This window comes from Bacillus manliponensis (genome assembly GCF_000712595.1).
Lineage (GTDB): Bacteria > Bacillota > Bacilli > Bacillales > Bacillaceae_G > Bacillus_A > Bacillus_A manliponensis.
In genome coordinates, this window is the sequence record NZ_JOTN01000009.1 from 1 (window position 1) to 19,030 (window position 19,030).

21 protein-coding genes, 5 tRNA genes and 4 riboswitches are annotated in these 19,030 nt (G+C 36.9%); of the genes, 24 read left to right on the top strand and 2 right to left on the bottom strand.

What is annotated here, in order from left to right; translation table 11 throughout:
* Positions 1-10 precede the first annotated feature (10 nt).
* The 7 genes from BAMA_RS11800 (at position 11) to BAMA_RS11830 (ending at position 2,494) form a co-directional block, all read left to right on the top strand.
* Positions 11-86: transfer RNA gene (locus tag BAMA_RS11800), tRNA-Thr, on the top strand.
* A gap of 3 nt (positions 87-89) precedes the next feature.
* Positions 90-160 (top strand) — tRNA-Trp (locus tag BAMA_RS11805).
* Positions 161-175: 15 nt separating this feature from the next.
* Positions 176-252 (top strand) — tRNA-Ile (locus tag BAMA_RS11810).
* Positions 253-258: 6 nt separating this feature from the next.
* Positions 259-333: transfer RNA gene (locus BAMA_RS11815), tRNA-Asn, on the top strand.
* A gap of 1 nt (position 334) precedes the next feature.
* Positions 335-406 (top strand) — tRNA-Glu (locus tag BAMA_RS11820).
* 329 nt (positions 407-735) lie between these two features.
* Positions 736-1,167 carry a CBS domain-containing protein gene (locus BAMA_RS11825; protein ID WP_034639239.1) on the top strand — a complete coding sequence of 144 codons (432 nt, stop codon included), beginning with the start codon at positions 736-738 and terminating at the stop codon, positions 1,165-1,167.
* A gap of 175 nt (positions 1,168-1,342) precedes the next feature.
* A complete protein-coding gene (locus BAMA_RS11830; RefSeq protein WP_034639241.1) occupies positions 1,343-2,494 on the top strand; it encodes a DUF3965 domain-containing protein in 1,152 nt (383 codons plus the stop codon).
* A gap of 303 nt (positions 2,495-2,797) precedes the next feature.
* Here BAMA_RS11830 and BAMA_RS11835 read toward each other — a convergent pair whose 3' ends face one another.
* Together BAMA_RS11835 and BAMA_RS11840 are read right to left on the bottom strand one after the other, a co-directional pair.
* Positions 2,798-3,145: a hypothetical protein gene (locus tag BAMA_RS11835; protein WP_034639242.1), complete on the bottom strand. Its 348-nt coding sequence runs from the start codon at positions 3,143-3,145 to the stop codon at positions 2,798-2,800.
* Positions 3,146-3,151: 6 nt separating this feature from the next.
* Positions 3,152-4,300, bottom strand: coding sequence for an SH3 domain-containing protein (locus BAMA_RS11840; RefSeq protein ID WP_034639243.1), 1,149 nt, complete (start codon positions 4,298-4,300; stop codon positions 3,152-3,154).
* A gap of 532 nt (positions 4,301-4,832) precedes the next feature.
* Positions 4,833-4,940: riboswitch (TPP riboswitch) on the top strand.
* Positions 4,941-5,000: 60 nt separating this feature from the next.
* A riboswitch (TPP riboswitch) is annotated at positions 5,001-5,099 on the top strand.
* Between the two features lie 82 nt (positions 5,100-5,181).
* Between BAMA_RS11840 and tenA the strand changes: the two genes are divergently transcribed.
* From tenA to kdpC, 17 genes are all read left to right on the top strand, one after another.
* Positions 5,182-5,877, top strand: a complete 696-nt coding sequence (tenA, locus tag BAMA_RS11845; RefSeq protein WP_034639244.1) for a thiaminase II — start codon at positions 5,182-5,184, stop codon at positions 5,875-5,877.
* Complete coding sequence (locus tag BAMA_RS11850) at positions 5,846-6,595, top strand: ABC transporter ATP-binding protein (protein ID WP_034639245.1); 750 nt, start codon at positions 5,846-5,848, stop codon at positions 6,593-6,595. The genes tenA and BAMA_RS11850 overlap by 32 nt, the downstream gene beginning before the upstream one ends.
* Positions 6,592-7,344 (top strand): ABC transporter permease, encoded by a 753-nt coding sequence (locus BAMA_RS11855; RefSeq protein WP_034639247.1) that lies wholly within the window; start codon positions 6,592-6,594, stop codon positions 7,342-7,344. Before BAMA_RS11850 ends, BAMA_RS11855 begins: the two co-directional genes overlap by 4 nt.
* On the top strand, positions 7,341-8,339 hold the full coding sequence (locus tag BAMA_RS11860) for an ABC transporter substrate-binding protein (RefSeq protein ID WP_034639249.1): 999 nt from the start codon (positions 7,341-7,343) through the stop codon (positions 8,337-8,339). Before BAMA_RS11855 ends, BAMA_RS11860 begins: the two co-directional genes overlap by 4 nt.
* A gap of 10 nt (positions 8,340-8,349) precedes the next feature.
* A complete protein-coding gene (gene tenI / locus BAMA_RS11865) occupies positions 8,350-8,979 on the top strand; it encodes a thiazole tautomerase TenI (protein WP_034639251.1) in 630 nt (209 codons plus the stop codon).
* Positions 8,963-10,075, top strand: a complete 1,113-nt coding sequence (gene thiO / locus BAMA_RS11870; protein ID WP_034639253.1) for a glycine oxidase ThiO — start codon at positions 8,963-8,965, stop codon at positions 10,073-10,075. The genes tenI and thiO overlap by 17 nt, the downstream gene beginning before the upstream one ends.
* A 12-nt stretch (positions 10,076-10,087) precedes the next feature.
* On the top strand, positions 10,088-10,291 hold the full coding sequence (gene thiS, locus BAMA_RS11875; protein ID WP_034639254.1) for a sulfur carrier protein ThiS: 204 nt from the start codon (positions 10,088-10,090) through the stop codon (positions 10,289-10,291).
* A 2-nt stretch (positions 10,292-10,293) separates the two neighbouring features.
* The gene (locus tag BAMA_RS11880) at positions 10,294-11,064 is read left to right on the top strand and encodes a thiazole synthase (RefSeq protein ID WP_034639562.1); all 771 of its coding nucleotides are present in this window, start codon (positions 10,294-10,296) and stop codon (positions 11,062-11,064) included.
* On the top strand, positions 11,057-12,076 hold the full coding sequence (locus BAMA_RS11885) for a thiazole biosynthesis adenylyltransferase ThiF (RefSeq protein ID WP_034639255.1): 1,020 nt from the start codon (positions 11,057-11,059) through the stop codon (positions 12,074-12,076). The genes BAMA_RS11880 and BAMA_RS11885 overlap by 8 nt, the downstream gene beginning before the upstream one ends.
* Positions 12,077-12,092: 16 nt before the next feature.
* Positions 12,093-12,905 (top strand): bifunctional hydroxymethylpyrimidine kinase/phosphomethylpyrimidine kinase, encoded by an 813-nt coding sequence (gene thiD, locus BAMA_RS11890; RefSeq protein ID WP_034639257.1) that lies wholly within the window; start codon positions 12,093-12,095, stop codon positions 12,903-12,905.
* Between the two features lie 91 nt (positions 12,906-12,996).
* Positions 12,997-13,130, top strand: a riboswitch (cyclic di-AMP (ydaO/yuaA leader).
* A 95-nt stretch (positions 13,131-13,225) separates the two neighbouring features.
* The gene (locus BAMA_RS11895; protein ID WP_034639260.1) at positions 13,226-13,627 is read left to right on the top strand and encodes a hypothetical protein; all 402 of its coding nucleotides are present in this window, start codon (positions 13,226-13,228) and stop codon (positions 13,625-13,627) included.
* 29 nt (positions 13,628-13,656) lie between these two features.
* Entirely contained in the window at positions 13,657-13,881 is a 225-nt protein-coding gene (locus tag BAMA_RS11900; protein WP_034639564.1) for a hypothetical protein, read from the top strand.
* 322 nt (positions 13,882-14,203) lie between these two features.
* Positions 14,204-14,345, top strand: a riboswitch (cyclic di-AMP (ydaO/yuaA leader).
* Positions 14,346-14,441: 96 nt separating this feature from the next.
* On the top strand, positions 14,442-14,546 hold the full coding sequence (locus tag BAMA_RS24525) for a hypothetical protein (RefSeq protein WP_034639261.1): 105 nt from the start codon (positions 14,442-14,444) through the stop codon (positions 14,544-14,546).
* A gap of 2 nt (positions 14,547-14,548) precedes the next feature.
* Positions 14,549-14,623 (top strand): K(+)-transporting ATPase subunit F, encoded by a 75-nt coding sequence (kdpF, locus tag BAMA_RS25625; protein WP_420834702.1) that lies wholly within the window; start codon positions 14,549-14,551, stop codon positions 14,621-14,623.
* A 19-nt stretch (positions 14,624-14,642) separates the two neighbouring features.
* Entirely contained in the window at positions 14,643-16,307 is a 1,665-nt protein-coding gene (gene kdpA / locus BAMA_RS11915) for a potassium-transporting ATPase subunit KdpA (protein WP_034639267.1), read from the top strand.
* 17 nt (positions 16,308-16,324) lie between these two features.
* Positions 16,325-18,418: a potassium-transporting ATPase subunit KdpB gene (gene kdpB / locus BAMA_RS11920; RefSeq protein WP_034639269.1), complete on the top strand. Its 2,094-nt coding sequence runs from the start codon at positions 16,325-16,327 to the stop codon at positions 18,416-18,418.
* A gap of 20 nt (positions 18,419-18,438) precedes the next feature.
* Positions 18,439-19,023 (top strand): K(+)-transporting ATPase subunit C, encoded by a 585-nt coding sequence (kdpC, locus tag BAMA_RS11925; RefSeq protein WP_034639271.1) that lies wholly within the window; start codon positions 18,439-18,441, stop codon positions 19,021-19,023.
* The last annotated feature ends 7 nt before the right edge of the window (positions 19,024-19,030 follow it).

A 19,030-nucleotide genomic window follows, 5' to 3' on the forward strand; every position in this document is an offset into this window, starting at 1 on the left:
CGCATATGATGCCGACTTAGCTCAATTGGTAGAGCAACTGACTTGTAATCAGTAGGTTGGGGGTTCAAGTCCTCTAGTCGGCACCATATAGGGGCATAGTTTAACGGTAGAACAGAGGTCTCCAAAACCTCCGGTGTGGGTTCGATTCCTACTGCCCCTGTTGATTTCGATTTATGGGCCTATAGCTCAGCTGGTTAGAGCGCACGCCTGATAAGCGTGAGGTCGGTGGTTCGAGTCCACTTAGGCCCACCATAATATTCCACAGTAGCTCAGTGGTAGAGCTATCGGCTGTTAACCGATCGGTCGTAGGTTCGAGTCCTACCTGCGGAGCCACGGCCCGTTGGTCAAGTGGTTAAGACACCGCCCTTTCACGGCGGTAACACGGGTTCGAATCCCGTACGGGTCATAAAAAAGAGTCAGCAAATGAGCTGACTCTTTTTTTTATCTAATAAAGTAAAACATTCTCTGTTTAACTGCAATGTGTATTCCGTGTATAATTACCATTTATTCCGCTATTTGTGGGCTGGGAGAGGGTTAATACCCTATTAATGCCCTGATTCCGATTGTTCAACTAATAAGTAGTGGAGACGAAGAAAAAACCACTATTTGAAGTTTCACTTTATCATATCATTATCTCCTTTCTCGTATAGTCATCAGGTCATAGGTGAAAATTTTAACTTGGATAACTTCGTTTTAAGTTGGAAAAGCTATGTGTGTATATAAGGAGTGATATGAATGACAACTGTTCGAGACTTAATGAGTACAGATATTGCATACTGTACAGCATTAGATAATGTGTATGAAGCTGCAGTGAAAATGAAAGAAGAATCTACTGGTGTTATTCCTGTTGTTGAAAATAATGAAGTCATCGGGCTTGTGACGGATCGAGATTTAGTTATAAGAGGAATTGCTGAAAAGCATCCTGGTTCTAATAAAATTACAAATGTCATGACAACAAATATCATTTCAGTAGAACCTCATGATTCTATTGAGAAAGCAGCAAATTTGATGGCTCACCATCAAGTTAGAAGGTTACCAGTAGTTGAAAATGGTCAGTTAGTTGGTATGATATCACTTGGTGATTTAGCTACTACTCAACAAGCGGATCATGAAGCTGGAGTTGCTTTAAGTGAAATATCAGAACATACACATAGCGGAACGGAATAATGTATTCCGTTCTTTTTCGTAAATAACTTTTTAATTTTTTGTTAACAAGCATAGAGACAGGTAAAAAAATGGTATACTAAGAAGTATAGTTTATATGTTATTTTGAATATATCGATATAAAAAGTATAAAACTTTCGTATTTTTACAAAGGTTATAGAGAATGGGAGGGAATAGTATGAGTTTTGTGCAAACTGAGCCGAAATGGGATTTAGTTACAAATGTATTTAACGAGCCGCAAAACTTTACTGATTTACTTTCTCTACTTACGCCGGAGCGTCCAAAAGGTGAAGGGAAACAGAGAGTTGTATTAACTTGGAAAGAAAAAGAATTTTATAAGGAAGAAAACTTAGCTTCATTTATAGTATATGGAATGGATAAGGTAAATAGTTTATCTAAATTCCATAAAGATGAACTGTCTACTTTAGTTCGTATTGTTCGTTTATGTCAGGAAATTGGCTGGTATACAGAAGCCAATATATTTATGATGAATCAAGGGTTATATGAATTTGTAAAAACGTCTTTACAGTATGAAACGTGGGATGTCATTACAAAAGTTGTTGCCTGGAATTATTTAATTGTAAAATATAAAATTGGAAAGTTAGAAGAGATTGATGTTGCCATCTGGGAAAAGATAAAGTTTGATGAAGAATGCGTGGAACAATATGGAGAACTACTTTCACAGAAAGAAATGATGGAATTTATGTTTTTCTTTCTTTGTAAGCAGGCTAAATCATTAACAAGGGAACAATTAGATTCAGATATTATGAGCTTAGCAATCTATTGTAATAAATATGTTTATGATTTATATATATTAGATTTACTAAAGAAGTATCGGAAATGTACAGATTTTCTTACATATTATGGACCTAGTCGTTCTGTTATCGCTTGCCAAAGAGCAGTTATTGCCCAAATTTCGGATGGATTAAATCCTTTACAAACAACACATGTTGATGACTATTTATTTGTGATGAAAGAAATGATGGAACATATGTCATGTTCCTTTATGAAAAAATATGAACACTTTATAGGTAAACTATTGTCTTATATACCATTCTTTGAAATGATTCAAGTTCCACAGCACGCACATTACTGTGAAGAACTGCTGTACATTTGTAAAGGGATTGACTATAAGGAAGAGATATTACGGAATTATATATTCATTCAGTTACATGATTGTTTACCTTCTTTTATTAAGCAATTTTTAAAAAACAAGCGCTATGCAACGATTCATGATATCCTATTTTACTGGTGTGATGAAGAACAGCGTATGAGCTTAGAGAAAAAATATAATTTAAGTGTGATTTATGAAAGGTATGCATGTGGATAAAATAACAGAGATTTATTTTTTCTAATATTCCATGTGAACATAATTTTAAAACGAAAGGAGCTGTCCCATTAGTCATCTTGACTATGTGACGCTCCTTTTGTTTTGCATATTTAAGAAATTTACTCTTTTGTGAAAGGCGTTCTTAGTAGTAAATAAAAAAAGAAATAATAATTAAAAATAACATGCCATACAAGATAAGTTGGCTTTTGTTATTATTTTCAACACCAAAAAAGACATTTGCTTTCCCATATAAACTTAACACGAAATTGGTTATACTATCTTTTTTTAAGAATTGTTGCAAGATTATCCCTCTTTTGCTACGTTATAATATTGTTCTTTACGATACTCTGGTACATATATATATTGAGATACAATAAGTAAAACAGCCATGAAAAAAACAGGAAAAATAGATGTTAAATGGAAACCGTTAGCTAAAAGATTTGTTATTAGTCCGCTTGTTATAAACAGTGCAGTATAAATATGTGAGATATGTCGCTTTAAGCGGATTTGAAATGCTTCCATCATAATTTCAAATGTCACAAACGTAATAACAATACTTAAAAATACGGTGTTTGTGTTATACAAAATTAAACAACCAATAAGACACACGAATGCTATACATTCAATAAATAAAGGTATATTTCGTTGCATATGTTATCACCTAATTAAGTAAGGAAGAGGATCTACCGCATTTGTTTTGGCATAGTTCCATTCTCCATTATGTAATTCAAAGTGTAAGTGTTGGCCGTAAGAGTGTCCGGTATTACCCATGTTTCCAAGAAATTGTCCTGATGCTACTGTATCACCAACATTTACAGCACGATCGCTCATATGAGCATAAACGGTAGTATATAGCTTTCCTTGAATTGTGTGAGAAAGAAAGACCACATTTCCGTAGCTTTGAGAGTAATATGACTTTACAACAGTCCCTGATGCAGCTGCGCGAATAGGTACAGTCCCTGATGCAGCAATATCTAATCCATAATGCATTTCCCCCCAGCGTACATCAAAATTCGAACTGATTTTTCCTTGAGCTGGGAACTTAAATACAGCTGGGATGGCTGGTTTTGTTTGTTGAGTTTGCTGTTGTTGTTTTTGGATAATATAGTGTTTTGCTACATATCCATAGCCAGATTTATAGCGTATTTTATACCAAGTTCCAACAGTACCTACAACTTGTATTTGTGTACCGTTTTGTAAAGAGCCAATTGCTGCAGTATTTGTACCAGCACCACTACGTACGCGGAGAGTTGGAGTAGCAACGTAATAAGAGCCATTTGATATAACGTTATTTTTGACAAGTGGTTTTGAAGCATCAGCTAGAAATTCTTTTTTGACATATCCGTGAGTACCATTATGTAAAATTTTATACCAATCGCCTTGTTCTTCCTCTACAACAACAAACTTTCCATTCGTTAATACATCAAGAATGTCAGATTCCATGTTTGGTTCAGTGCGGATATTTAGTGCATCCACTTTTACAATATGTTGAGCAGGATTACTTGTTTGTTTTTGAAAAGAAATCCCTTCTTTTTTGACATATCCTGTTTTGTTTTCAGCATAAATTTTATACCATTTTTCAGTCATCTCCAGAATGGTAACAGGTGTGTTAAAAGAAATGTTACCTGTAGGCTCAGCCGTTTCTTTAGGTGTTGAAAATATTTGTAGTGTATCTGTTTTCACATATCCAATTTCTGATTCTTGTTTTTGTTCAGCATGTGCTGTTTGAACATCTGTTTCTGCGGCAGAGGGAAGCAGAGAAGCCACAGTAACAGCGGCTGTTAATGATGTAGCTTTGAATTTCATTTTATAATCCTCCTTGTGCAATATCCTGTATATTGCAATTATAATATAAAAATATTTAGTTTTCTTTATATTCTTTTGGATTTTCAACATATAAAATAATTTAATTAAGATTTAGGAAAATTTTATTTCGTATTAATAAGCTGATGATCAGTTGGAAGTAAAGGAAACTCCCATGGATTGAAGTTTTATTTTATGTAGAGAATATGGTCAGTTTTAAATAGTAAAATCTTGATTAAAAAGAATAGTAGTCTGTAGTGATTAGAATGTGATGGTGGAAATGAAAAGTTTTACTATATACTTGAATGATTTTTTTAAAAAATAAAGTTATATAATAAAAGGATAGCAGATGAAAGCGTTTTATGAAAAGGGAAAGAGAGAATTCAATATTATCTGAATTATTTGTATGTTATCACAGTAAGTTGAAATAACATTTATGTTTTTTGTTTTGTTAAAATAATATTTTTTCTGAAGTTTATGAATGAAAAGAGTTGCTGATAACAGAGTTGGGTGGTATACTGGCTATGTGAAATGAATATAGTGCTAGGGGGGCTAGTGTTACTAGCTGAGAGGAAGATAGAATCTTTGACCCTTATAACCTGATCTAGATGATACTAGCGTAGGGAAGCGATTTGGATACATGTATATACTATCCCCGTTTCTTTATGTAAAGAGACGGGGATTTTTTGTTCACAATTAAATAAAACACCACTAGGGGTGCGAAAGCTGAGAGAGGTAGAAACCTTAACCCTTATAACCTGATCTAGGTGATACTAGCGTAGGGAAGTGGAAACAACGAATAACTATTTGTTTGCTGTGACCACTTCTTATCGAGAAGTGGTCTTTTATTTGTATAAAAAGATATAAGAAAAGGGGTAGTAAAGATGACATTTTGTGAACGATTATTTGAAACGGTGCAACCAGTTTGGGAGAAGAGCCATAATCATCCGTTTGTGACAGGAATGGGAGATGGGACATTAGAAAAAGATAGGTTTCAATATTACATTGTGCAAGATTATTTATATTTACTAGATTATGCAAAAATCTATGCAATTGGTGTCGTGAAAGCAACAAATCCAAAAGTTATGGGGAAATTCGCAGAACAAATCGATGGAATTTTAAATGGGGAAATGGCTATTCATAGACAATATGCAGCACGCCTTGGCATTTCTCTTGAAGAAATGGAACAAGCAAAACCATCAGCGAAAAACCTTGCCTATACAAATTACATGATGTCTGTAGCGCAAAATGGTACATTGGCAGAGTTAATTGCAGCGCTTCTCCCTTGTATGTGGAGTTATTGGGAAATTGGAAAACGTTTAAATGATATTCCAGGAGCTGCTGAGCATGAATTTTTCGGAGAGTGGATTCAAGGGTATAGCTCAGTAGAATATGGAGAGTTATGCGTTTGGTTAATGGATTTATTAAATGAGCTTGCAATTGGAAAAACAGAAGAAGAATTAAAACGTTTAGAGGAAATCTTCTTATATTCTAGCCGTTTTGAATATTTATTCTGGGATATGGCTTATCACAAGGAGATGTGGGGATTTGAGGAGTCAGAACATACTACAATTTCATAATGTTTCGTTTTATTATGATGAAAAGTCAGTCATCAATCACTTAAATATGTTCATACAAGAAAATGAGTTTGTTAGTATTATTGGACCAAGTGGCTGCGGAAAAAGTACGCTATTCCGTTTAATTGCAGGATTAGAACAACCAACAGCTGGAACGATAGAACAAGCAAGTACAAAAGCGACTGCAGTTGGTTATATGCCGCAAAAAGATATGCTCCTGCCATGGCGAACGATTATCGAAAATGCAGCACTTCCGCTAGAGTGCCAAGGAGTTAAAAAAAAAGAGGCGCAGTTACAAGCGAGCGAACTGTTAATCAAGTTTGGATTACAAGATTATGAGAAAAAGTATCCGAAAGATTTATCAGGAGGTATGCGTCAACGTGTCTCATTTATTCGCACGTTATTAACAGGTGGGGATATTTTCTTATTAGATGAACCGTTTAGTGCGTTAGATGCATTAACGAAAGCGACGCTCCAAGAATGGTTATTTGAGCAGTGGAAGCTATTAAAGAAAACGATTGTCTTTATTACACATGATGTTGAAGAAGCGATTTATCTTTCGAATCGGATTTTCGTTGTGGAAGACCAACCAATTACAACGTTAACAGAGCGCACTGTACCTCTTAGTCTGAACCGAACACGAAAAGATTTAAACAGACCGGAAGTGCTAGCTTTAAAAGAGGATTTGCTTAGTATGTTGCAAAAACAGGTGCTCGTATGAAGCGTATAAAAAACTTATTACCCGCACTTATTTTGAGCAGTGTACTACTTATTGGCTGGGAGATTGGTGCACGCATTGTGGATGAGATGTATATTTTACCGTCACCAAGTGCCATTGTTCAAAAAATGTGGGATTTGCGCGATATATTACTAACTGTTCATTTACCCGCAACGTTATATGTTGTACTTATTGGACTTGTAATTTCCATTGTATTAGGTGTTGGACTGGCGATGTTAATGAATGCACATAGCTGGATAGAGAGAGCCTTTTATCCGTTATTAGTCGCTTCACAAACAATTCCAACAACAGCGATTGCACCTTTGTTTGTTTTATGGTTTGGCTATTCTATTTGGAGTAAAGTAACGGTTACTGTATTAATTACGTTCTTTCCAATCGCTGTGAACACATATGATGGGCTGCGTAGTACAAAAAAGGAATGGGAAGAGTTGTTAGCTACCTATGGCGCAACGAAAAAAGATACATTTTTAAAGTTAAAGTTGCCATCTGCACTTCCCTATTTCTTTTCTGCTCTAAAGATTGCTGTCCCGCTTAGTGTAATTGGAGCGGCAATTGGGGAATGGCTTGGGGCACAAGCAGGGCTTGGCTATTTTAGTAAACGAATGATGACGCAATTAGATGGAGCCGGTGTATTTGCACCAATTGTACTGCTATCCATCGTTGCAATTTTCTTCGTATTACTCGTATCAATGTTAGAGAAAAAGTTTATTAGTTGGGGGAAACATTCATGAAGTTTTTGAAACGCGTTTTAGTGTTTACTTTATTACTTGCGATGATAGCTGGGTGTTCTAGCAATACAGCTACTGAAAAAAAGGAAATGAAAGAAGTAACAGTGATGCTTGATTGGTATCCAAACGCTGTACACAGCTTTATTTATGCAGCGATTGAAAAAGGATACTTTGAAGAAGAGGGTGTGAAAGTCAATATTAAATTCCCTTCTAACCCGACAGATCCATTAACGTTAGCTGCAGCAGGGAAAGTAACAGTAGGTCTTTATTATCAACCTGACGTTGTAATCGCAAAAGCGAAAGAACAAATTCCAGTAAAATCAATTGGAGCTGTTGTTCGTTCACCGCTGAACCATATTATTTCATTAAAGTCAGCTGGTATTCAGTCGCCGAAAGATTTAGAAGGAAAAACAGTTGGATACTCTGGAACATTATTAAGTGAAGAGTATTTAAAAACGATGGTGAAAGAAGATGGTGGAAATCCAGATAAAGTAAAAGTAATGGATGTTGGATTTGATTTAGTACCAGCGTTAATTACAGAAAAAGTAGATGCTGTAACAGGTGCTTACATTAATCATGAAGTTCCTGTTATGCGTCATGAAGGTCATGATCCAGCATACTTTAACCCAGCAGACTATGGGGTACCAAATTATCATGAGCTTGTCTTCGTAACAGGTGAGAAAACATTAAAGAAAGATAAAGAAACATTGCAAGCATTTTTACGAGGTGCAAAAAAAGGATTTAATTTCATGAAGGAAAATCCGGATGAAGCACTTGATATTTTATTAGAAAACCAAGAGAAAGAAAACTTCCCGTTAATTCCAGAAGTTGAAAAAGAGAGTATGGATATTTTATTAGAAAAGATGGAAACAGAAGATGAGCCGTTCTTATCAGATTCGAAGGAGTCATGGGAAACACAAACGAAGTGGCTGAAAGAAAAAGGGATGATAGAAGAGACTGTTCCGGCCGATACGTTATTCGAAAATATTATAAAGTAGGCGAGGAATTATGAGGAAAGAACTTCACGTCATTTCGAATGGAAAGATGACATTTCAGCAATTAACAACTGCCGCGCTGCAAATAGAGAGTGAGATTGATTATTTGCATATTCGTGAACGGGAAAAAAACACGAAAGAATTATACGAAGGTGTAGAATTTCTTTTAACAAGTGGCTTTCCTGTTTCTAAACTTGTCATGAATGATCGGGTTGATATTGCAAGCTTATTTCATATTCCACGTGTCCAGCTTGGATATAGAAGTGCATCAATTCAGGCTGTGAAAGAAAAGTTTTCTTACTTGCATGTTGGCTATTCTGTTCACTCTTTAGAAGAAGCAATTACTGCATTTCAAAGCGGCGCGGATTCTCTCGTATATGGTCACATCTTTCAAACAAACTCGAAAAAAGGTGTTCCTCCAAGGGGGCTAAAGGAATTTTCAAGCATAGTAGAACATACAACGATTCCAGTTACGGCGATAGGAGGAATCACACCATATAATGCGGAAGCGGTCATGCAAGCAGGTGCAACTGGTATTGCAGTTATGTCTGGAATTTTAGGGAAAGAAATGCCATATGAAGAAGCACACTTATATAAGGAAATGATGGGAAAGTGGGCGAGAAGTCATGGGAAAAGTATATGATGTTGTCATTATTGGCGGCGGCGTAATTGGAAGTGCAATCGCACATTTTTTAGCAGAACGAAACTATAAAGTTGCAGTTATAGAAAAAAAGAAAATTGCATCAGAAGCTTCTAAGGCGGCAGCTGGATTACTTGGCGTGCAAGCAGAGTGGGATGAATATGATCCACTTTTTGAGCTGGCGAAAAAGAGCCGTATGATGTTTCCAAAACTGGCCGAGCAGCTACGGGAAAAGACAGGTATTGATATTGGTTATGAGGAAAAAGGAATCTATCGTGTTGCTCATACAGAAGAAGAGAAACAGAGATTGCTGGATATTATGAAATGGCAAACGAAAACGGGAGAAGAATCTCATTTCTTATGTAGAGAAGAGTTACAGCGAAGAGAACCTTATTTATCTCATTCTATTATTGGCGCTGTTTATCATCCGAAAGACGGTCATGTAATTGCTCCTGATTTGACGGAAGCATTTGCAAGTTCAGCTTCTATAAGTGGTGCGGATATATACGAAGAAACGGAAGTGCTACATATTCGCATTGAAAATAGTCATGTACGAGGTATTGTAACGACTGAAGGAGAAATGATTACGGAAAAGGTTGTCATTGCAAATGGATCGTGGAGTACGAAACTATTACAATATTTTGATGAAAGTTTTGGTACGTATCCAGTAAAGGGTGAAGTTGTTGCGGTACGAAGTAGGAAGCTATTATTAACAGCGCCAATCTTTCAAGAGCGGTTTTATATTGCGCCAAAGCGTGGGAACCGCTATGTCATTGGAGCATCTATGATACCGCATACGTATAACAAAGCGGTGCGTCCTGAAAGTATTACAACGATTTTGGAGCGTGCATATCACATATTGCCGGCGTTAAAAGAGGCTGAATGGGAAACGGCGTGGGCAGGTTTAAGACCACAATCTAATCATCATATGCCATATATCGGAATGAGCAAAGAGATTGCAGGGTTATATGCATGTACAGGTCATTATCGAAATGGGATTTTATTAAGCCCCGTTTCAGGAGAGTATATGGCTAATTTGATTGAAGGTAAGCAAGAAAATAGTTTGTTAGATACACTACTTTTGAATCCAATTTCATAAGGAGATGGGAATTTGAATATAAAAATTAACGGCAAAAATGTAGCAGTTCCTCATGAAGTAAAGACAGTTGAAGCATTGCTTATTCATTTAAAGCTAGATAAAAAGATTGTAATTATTGAGCGCAATCAAGAGATTTTACAAAAAGAAGACCATGAAGATACATCTGTATTTGATGGTGATCAAATTGAAATTGTGACATTTGTAGGAGGCGGTTGATGATGTTGAAAATTGGACCATTTACATTTAACTCAAGACTTTTATTAGGAACAGGGAAGTTTTCTGATTTTGATGTGCAAAAAGAAGCAATTGAAGTATCAGAAGCAGAAATTTTAACGTTTGCTGTGCGTCGTATGGATATTTTCCAAGAAGATCAGCCTAATTTATTAGAGAAAATTGATGTAACAAATTATACGCTATTACCGAATACAGCGGGGGCAAAAAATGCAGAAGAAGCAGTTCGTATTGCTAAGCTTGCAAAAGCGTCGGGGCTTTGTGACATGGTAAAAGTAGAAGTAATCGGTGATGATAAAACGCTATTACCAGATCCAGTCGAAACGTTAAAAGCATCCGAAATGTTATTAGAAGAAGGATTTATCGTATTGCCATATACGTCTGATGATGTTGTATTAGCCCGTAAATTACAAGAGTTAGGTGTTCATGCGATTATGCCGGGTGCATCACCAATTGGATCAGGACTTGGTATTGTAAATCCAGTAAACTTACGTTTTATTATTGAGCAATCTACTATTCCTGTTATTGTTGATGCTGGAATTGGTAGCCCAGCAGATGCTGCACTTGCGATGGAACTTGGAGCTGACGGTGTGTTATTAAATACAGCTGTTTCAGGTGCTAAAGACCCTGTAAAGATGGCAAAAGCGATGAAGCTAGGTATTGAAGCAGGGCGTTTAGGATTTGAAGCAGGGCGCATTGCAAGAAAACGCTATGCAACTGCAAGTAGTCCATTAGAAGGAATGAGTGTTCTTGAATAGTCGTTATTCTCGCCAAGTATTATTTCAAAACATTGGTGAAGAAGGACAGCAGAAAATGGGAAAGAAGCACGTTCTCATTATTGGTGCAGGCGCATTAGGAAGCGCAAGTGCTGAAATGCTTGTGCGTGCCGGTGTTGGAAAAGTAACCATTGTTGATAGAGATTACGTTGACTTTAGCAACTTACAACGTCAGCAGTTGTATACAGAAGATGATGTGAACAACAAGCTTCCAAAAGCAGTCGCGGCAAAACGGCGTTTGCAAGCTATTAATAGCGAAGTGGTTGTAGAATCATATATACAAGATGTAACAGCAGAAGAACTAGAAGAAATAGCAGATAATGTTCACGTGATGGTTGATGCAACGGATAATTTTGAAACGCGATTTATTATTAATGATATTTCGCAAAAGTATTCAATTCCTTGGGTGTATGGAGCGTGCGTTGGTAGTTACGGTTTATCTTACACAATTTTACCAGGTAAGACGCCTTGTTTATCTTGTTTACTGCAGTTTGTACCGCTTGGAGGAGCGACTTGTGATACAGCAGGAATTATTTCGCCTGCTGTATCGTTTGTTGCGACGCATCAAGTAACGGAAACATTGAAGTTATTGGTAGAAGATACGGATGCTCTTAGAGAGGGATTAGTTTCATTTGATGTATGGAAAAATGAATATTCATGCATAGACGTTCAAAAGATGAAGCAAAAACCTTGTCCTTCGTGCGGAGAAGGGGCAGTTTATCCATATTTACGTAAAGAGAATACGTCTAAAGCAGCAGTGTTGTGCGGAAGGGATACGGTGCAAATCCGTCCGCCGCATCCTCAAGATCTTGATTTTTCTTTATATGAAGAGTTATTAAAGGGGCGTGTGAAGGATTTTGTCATGAATCCTTATTTATTATCGTTTTCTGCCGATGAGAGACGGTTAGTTGCTTTTCAAGACGGACGTGTCCTAGTTCATGGTACAAAAGATATAGTAGAAGCAAAAACAATATACCATCGTTATTTTGGTTAAAGAGAAGGTGAATGGGATGAAAGTAAATAAAGCGTTAACAATTGCAGGATCTGATAGTGGCGGCGGAGCTGGTATTCAGGCTGATATTAAAACATTTCAGGAGCTGGGCGTGTATGGTATGACAGCAATTACAGCGATTACAGCGCAAAATACGCTTGGTGTACACGGAGTATATCCTGTAGCAACAGAAGGAATTAAAGAACAGTTACGTGCGATTGGTGAAGATTTAACACCAGATGCAGTGAAATTAGGAATGTTATTTAGTGCAGAAATTATTGAAGTGGTGGCAGAATATATTAAAAAATTTGATTGGAATAATATTGTGCTAGATCCTGTTATGATTGCGAAAGGTGGTGCATCATTATTGCAGCAAGAAGCAGTTACGGCATTAAAAGAGCATTTATTACCGCTTGCAACAGTAATTACACCAAATGTTCCAGAAGCAGAAGTATTAACAGGAATTGAGATTCATAATTTAGAAGATAGTAAGAGAGCTGCACAAGCATTATACGATTTAGGTGTGACATATGTTGTTATGAAAGGTGGTCACGCGGCATACCAAGGAAACGAAGTTGTCGATTTATTATTTGATGGTAAGATATTTACCGAGTATCGAAGTGAACGAATTGATTCAAAGCAAACGCATGGAAGTGGATGTACGTTTGCAGCGGCATTAACGGCGGCGTTAGCGAAAGGGTATACAGCTCATGATGCCGTACAAGAGGCAAAAGATTTTATTAGTATAGCAATTCAAGATGAGTTACACATTGGAAGTGGACATGGCCCAACGAATCACTTTGCATACGGTCGTCAATCACAGCGTGTATAAATATGTATTTTCAAAAAAAGATCAGCAGAAATGTTGATCTTTTTTTGTTTACTTTTTCTAAAATCAGGAGTAATATGCCATTTAAAATGTATATTCAAGAACGCTGAGCCCAAAAATGGGGCGGGGGAACCAATCAATTTGGGGTGAATCTTTCGTATGAAAGTAGGGCTACTTTCAAGGTCCGAATCCGTCAGCTAACCTCGTAAGCGTGTTGGGAGAGGATGAGTAAAGTGAATATAGCAATTAACAGATCCGACTAATATAAAAGAATTGTACTGCTATACTTGGAAAATTCTTTTATATTAAGGAGGATGGGATATATGGATGAAGAGAAAGAGTATACGCTCATTTGTATAGGAGAAGCTGCAAAAGTAAAGAGTTTACAAGATTTAGTTCCTTTTCAAAGTAAACTCATTATTTTTGCAGCAAATGAATATATCACAAGCGAAGTGAAAGCGTGTGGTTTTCAGCAAGCATATTGCTGCCCCCATGATCCAAAGATAATTGTGAAAATATGCAAAGGTATTAAAAAAGCAATTTTGTTAGGAGACGAGTTATCTGTCATTAGCTTCTTTACAGAACGCATTCGTAGTTCTTTTTATGCGCCAATTACACTTGTCACACGAAATAAAAATTATCCGAAACACCTTTATGAAACAATTGGGGTGAAGCTAGTTGTGTTTACAACTTGTGATAATATTTCGTTTTTGACTTTAGAGTAAGGACGGAGAAAGCACGTATGAAAGAAGCAATGAAAGTATTATTTTTTCATGATTTAACAAAAAGATGGGCGCTATCATTAAATCGATTATATGAATTGATAGAATGTGATCCGTCTTTTCCAAAGCCATATGTAGTTGTACAGCATACAGATATGCGTTTATATTTAGAGTGTGACATTATTGAATATGAGAAGCAGCATACAGAATTAGTGCAAGTATGTGTGAGAGGTCGTAATTTACGTTCTTTTTTATAATTGAGAGTAGGAGTTGAAAAGGAAATCCCACGTATTGGGATTTCCTTTTTTTATGCATAAGAAAAAATACGAACATGTATAAAAGGGATCATGTGGAGAGTAAAGTTTTTCGTCAGAGCGGTCACAAATATGTTAAAAAAGATTTAGATAGGATGAAAAACAGAGAAAATAAAAGAAAAAAGATGATAAAGAATCATTTGTCCTTATTGTAAGCGCTTTACAGGTCTTAAAATTTCATATTTTAGTCATTTTACCTCTTTACAAGTTAATTTTAGAGGAGTATATTTACATTCATAAATCATTTATAAAATTTTCCAAAAACAACCTAAAATCGCTGAGTCCAGAAATGGAGCGGGGGAACCAATTTGTGCATCGTCACTTGGGGTGAATCTTTCTTATGAAAGTAGGGCTACTCTTTAGGCCCGAATCCGACAGCTAACCTCGTAAGTGTTTAGAGAGGAGGTTCACTTTTGTGTTGTTCATTTTTGAACACTGAGTAACCCTCAGTGTTCTTTTTTAGTTATTTAATGGTAAAATTTAACAGTTAGTGAGGGATGGATATGCTAGATATAGTTCTAATTGGGGTCTGTATTTTACTCGTATCATCGATGATCGGGCTAGCTAAATGGTCGGATAAAGTTACGAAAGAAGGAAAATCAAAATGACGATGATACTTTCGGTTGTTGTGTTATTAATTACAGGGTATTTAGTTTACGCATTATTAAATCCAGAGAAGTTTTAAGTAGGAGGAGAAGAAGGATATGATATGGGCTTCAGCTATTATAACAATAGTATTGTTTGTGCTACTAGCAAAACCGATGGGTGTCTATTTAGAGAAAGCATTTCAAGGTAGTACGAAGTTAGATAAAGTATTTGGACCAGTTGAGAGATTGATTTTTAAAATAGGTGGTATAAAGCCACATAGTCAGTCATGGAAATTATACGCACTGTCGATGCTTGTAACAAATGGTTTTATGATTCTTTTTGTATATGGGGTGTTTCGTTTACAAGGAGTGCTTCCGTTAAATCCAAGTAAGATTGCAGGGATGGAGCCAACACTTGCATTTAATACGGCAATTAGTTTTATGACAAATACAAACTTACAGCATTATAGCGGTGAAAGTGGTTTATCGTATTTATCACAAATGATCGGAATTACATTTATGATGTTCGTCGCACCAGCAACGACATTAGCATTAGCAATTGCCTTTATTCGCGGTCTAGCAGGGAAAGAGCTTGGAAATTTCTTCGTTGATTTCGTTAGGGCAATTATTCGTGTATTAATGCCAATTTCGTTTGTTATGGCACTTATCTTTGTCGCACAAGGTGTTCCGCAAACATTTTCTGAAAGTGCAGTAGCAACAACGTTAGAAGGAGTGAAACAAACAATCCCGCTTGGACCTGTTGCGGCATTAGAATCAATTAAAATGCTTGGAAATAACGGCGGTGGATTTTTCGGGGTAAACTCAGCACACCCATTTGAAAATCCAACAGCAATTACTAATGTATTACAAATGATGTTAATGATGCTTATTACAACTGCACTTCCGTTCACATATGGAAGAATAATTGGGAATAAAAAGCAAGGGCGAATCTTATTTGTTTCTATGATGATGTTATTTGTAATCGGATTTGGAACTGTTACAACAGCTGAATTACAAGGAAATCCAGTGTTAAACAATTTAGGTATTGATGCAGAGCAAGGTAATATGGAGGGAAAAGAAGTTCGCCTTGGCTCAGTGATGACAGCATTATTTGCGACAGTGACAACTGCCTCTGAGACAGGTGGAGTTAACTCAATGCATGACGCATTTACTCCAATTGGAGGTATGGTTCCGCTCGTAAATATGTTACTGAATACAGTATTTGGTGGTGTTGGAGCAGGATTTATTAACGTCATGATGTACGCAATGATTGCGGTCTTTATTTCAGGTTTAATGGTCGGTCGTACACCTGAATTTTTAGGGAAGAAACTAGAAGGAAAAGAAATGAAGTTAATTGCAGTTACATTGTTATTCCAGCCGTTATTAATTCTTGGTGGAACAGCTGTGGCATTATCGACAAGTTTAGGAACAGATGCGATTTCAAATAGCGGGTTCCACGGGATTACACAAGTCATTTATGAATTTACTTCATCAGCAGCAAATAACGGTTCTGGTTTTGAAGGATTAGGAGATAATACACCATTTTGGAATATTTCAACTGGGCTTGTGATGTATTTAGGAAGGTTCTTTGGATTAGTGACAATGCTTGCAGTTGTAGCTTCTTTAAAAGAGAAAACATTAGTACCTGAAACAGTCGGAACATTCAGAACTGATAACGGTTTATTTGGCGGGATTTTTGTCGGCACAATTTGTATCGTTGGCGCACTAACATTCTTCCCGGTATTAGTATTAGGACCAGTTGCAGAGTTTCTAACCTTATAAAGAGCGGAGGACGGATCATGAGACCTGTCATGTTAAAAGATAAACAATTAAAAGCAGTACCCTCACCAGCTACACAAGAGGGTGAGGTAAGAAATGCAAATACGATGGATCGTGACATCATCGTGAATGCATTAAAACAATCTGTACTGAAATTGAATCCGAAACAAATGGTGAAAAACCCAATTATGTTTGTTGTTGAAATTGGATTTTTTATCACTTTAATTTTATCACTTGTACCAAGCTTATCATCGAATGTTCCGATGTGGTTTAACGTTGTTGTTACATTTGTTCTCTTGTTTACTGTGTTGTTTGCTAACTTTGCGGAAGCATTAGCAGAAGGGCGTGGAAAGGCACAAGCGGATTCGTTAAAGCAGTCCAAGCAAGATGTAATGGCTAACGTTGTAAAAGAAAAAGGCGAGATTGTAACAGTTTCTGCATCACAATTACAAAAAGGAGATATTGTCTTTGTGAAACAAGGCGAGATGATTCCAAGTGATGGTGAGGTTATTCGTGGTTTAGCATCTGTAGATGAGTCGGCAATTACAGGTGAATCTGCTCCTGTTATGAAAGAAGCAGGCGGTGACTTTAGCTCAGTAACGGGCGGAACGATGGTTGTAAGTGATGAAATTACAATCCGTATTACAAGCAATCCAGGTGAGTCGTTCTTAGATAAAATGATTTCATTAGTAGAAGGGGCAACGCGTCAAAAAACACCAAATGAAATTGCCTTAAACACAGTATTAACGAGCTTAACATTAATTTTTTTAATCGTTGTTGTGACGTTACCGATTTTTACAAACTATTTAGGTTTTCAAATTGATACATCGATTCTTGTTGCGCTTTTAGTTTGTTTAATTCCAACGACAATTGGTGGATTGTTATCGGCAATTGGGATTGCGGGGATGGATCGTGTTACGAAATTTAATGTGCTTGCAATGAGCGGAAAAGCAGTAGAAGCAGCGGGTGATATTAATACAATCATTTTAGATAAAACAGGTACGATTACATTTGGTAATCGTATGGCTCATACATTACTTCCTGTTGGAAATGAAACGATTGAAAAAGTAGCGAAATGGGCAGCAGTGAGCTCTGTATTAGATGAAACACCAGAAGGACGTTCTGTCATTGATTATGTACAGTCAAAAGCATTTCTGTACAATGCCTCGTTAGCGGAAGCAGGTGAGTTTGTCCCATTTAAAGCAGAAACAAGAATGAGTGGTGTTGATTTAGCGGATGGTGTGAAAGTAAGAAAAGGTGCTGTTGGCGCAGTGATTGAATGGGTACAAGCGCAAGGCGGAATAGTTCCAGATGACGTGAATAAAAAAGCTGATCTCATTGCAAGAGAAGGTGGTACACCACTTGCTGTTGCAGCAAATGATCGAATTTACGGATTGATTTATTTAAAAGATACTGTAAAACCAGGTATGCGAGAACGTTTTGAACAATTGCGTCAAATGGGTATTAAAACAGTGATGTGTACAGGAGATAACCCATTAACAGCAGCAACAATTGCAAAAGAAGCTGGTGTTGATGAGTTTGTGGCAGAATGTAAGCCGGAAGATAAAATTGCAGTCATTAAAGCAGAGCAAGCAAAAGGAAAGTTAGTTGCGATGACAGGTGATGGAACGAACGATGCACCAGCTCTTGCACAAGCTGATGTTGGTCTTGCGATGAATAGCGGTACAGCAGCGGCAAAAGAAGCAGCCAACATGATTGATTTAGATTCCAACCCAACAAAGATTATTGAAGTGGTTGCAATAGGAAAACAGTTATTAATGACGCGCGGTGCGTTAACGACATTTAGTATCGCAAACGACGTGGCGAAATATTTTGCAATTATTCCAGCGATGTTTACAGTTGCAATTCCAGAAATGGAAGCACTGAACGTCATGGCACTGAATTCACCGTTTTCTGCGATCTTATCAGCGCTTATCTTTAACGCAATTATCATTCCAGCGTTAATTCCACTAGCGATGAAAGGGATTGCTTATAAGCCGATGAGCTCAAATGCATTGCTCTCTCGTAACTTATTTGTTTACGGGTTTGGCGGGGTGCTTGTACCGTTTATTGGGATTAAGTTGATTGATCTGATTGTAGGACTATTTATTTAATAGAAAAGAGGAGAACATTCATGGCTGAGAAACAAAGCTTACTAGCACCTGTCATTAGGTTAACTGGCGTTCTTGTTGTTCTTTGCGGTCTTGTATATCCAGCAGCCGTAACGGGAATTGCACAAGGTGTAATGGAGGAAAAAGCAAACGGAAGTTTAATCTATAATGAGAAGAAACAAGTAATTGGTTCGGAGCTAATTGGTCAACAGTTTAAAGGAAAAGAATATTTTCATGGACGTGTTTCTAGTATTGAATATAAAGCAGAAGGATCAGGGTCTAACAACTATGCACCTTCTAATCCGGAATTGTTAGAGAGAACAGAGGAAAGTATTGAAACGTGGAAAGAGAAAAATCAATCTGTTCCTGTAACTGAAATACCAATCGATCTTGTTACAAACTCAGGATCTGGTTTAGATCCGCACATTACACCAAAAGCAGCTTACGCACAAATTGACCGTGTTTCAAAGTTTGCCAATATATCAAAAGAGAAGTTAGAAAGATTAGTTGATACACATACAGAAGGTGCGACGCTTGGCGTATATGGAGAAGAGCGAGTAAACGTACTGAAGTTAAATATGGAAGTGCAAAAGTTAATGAAATCATAAGACGAGT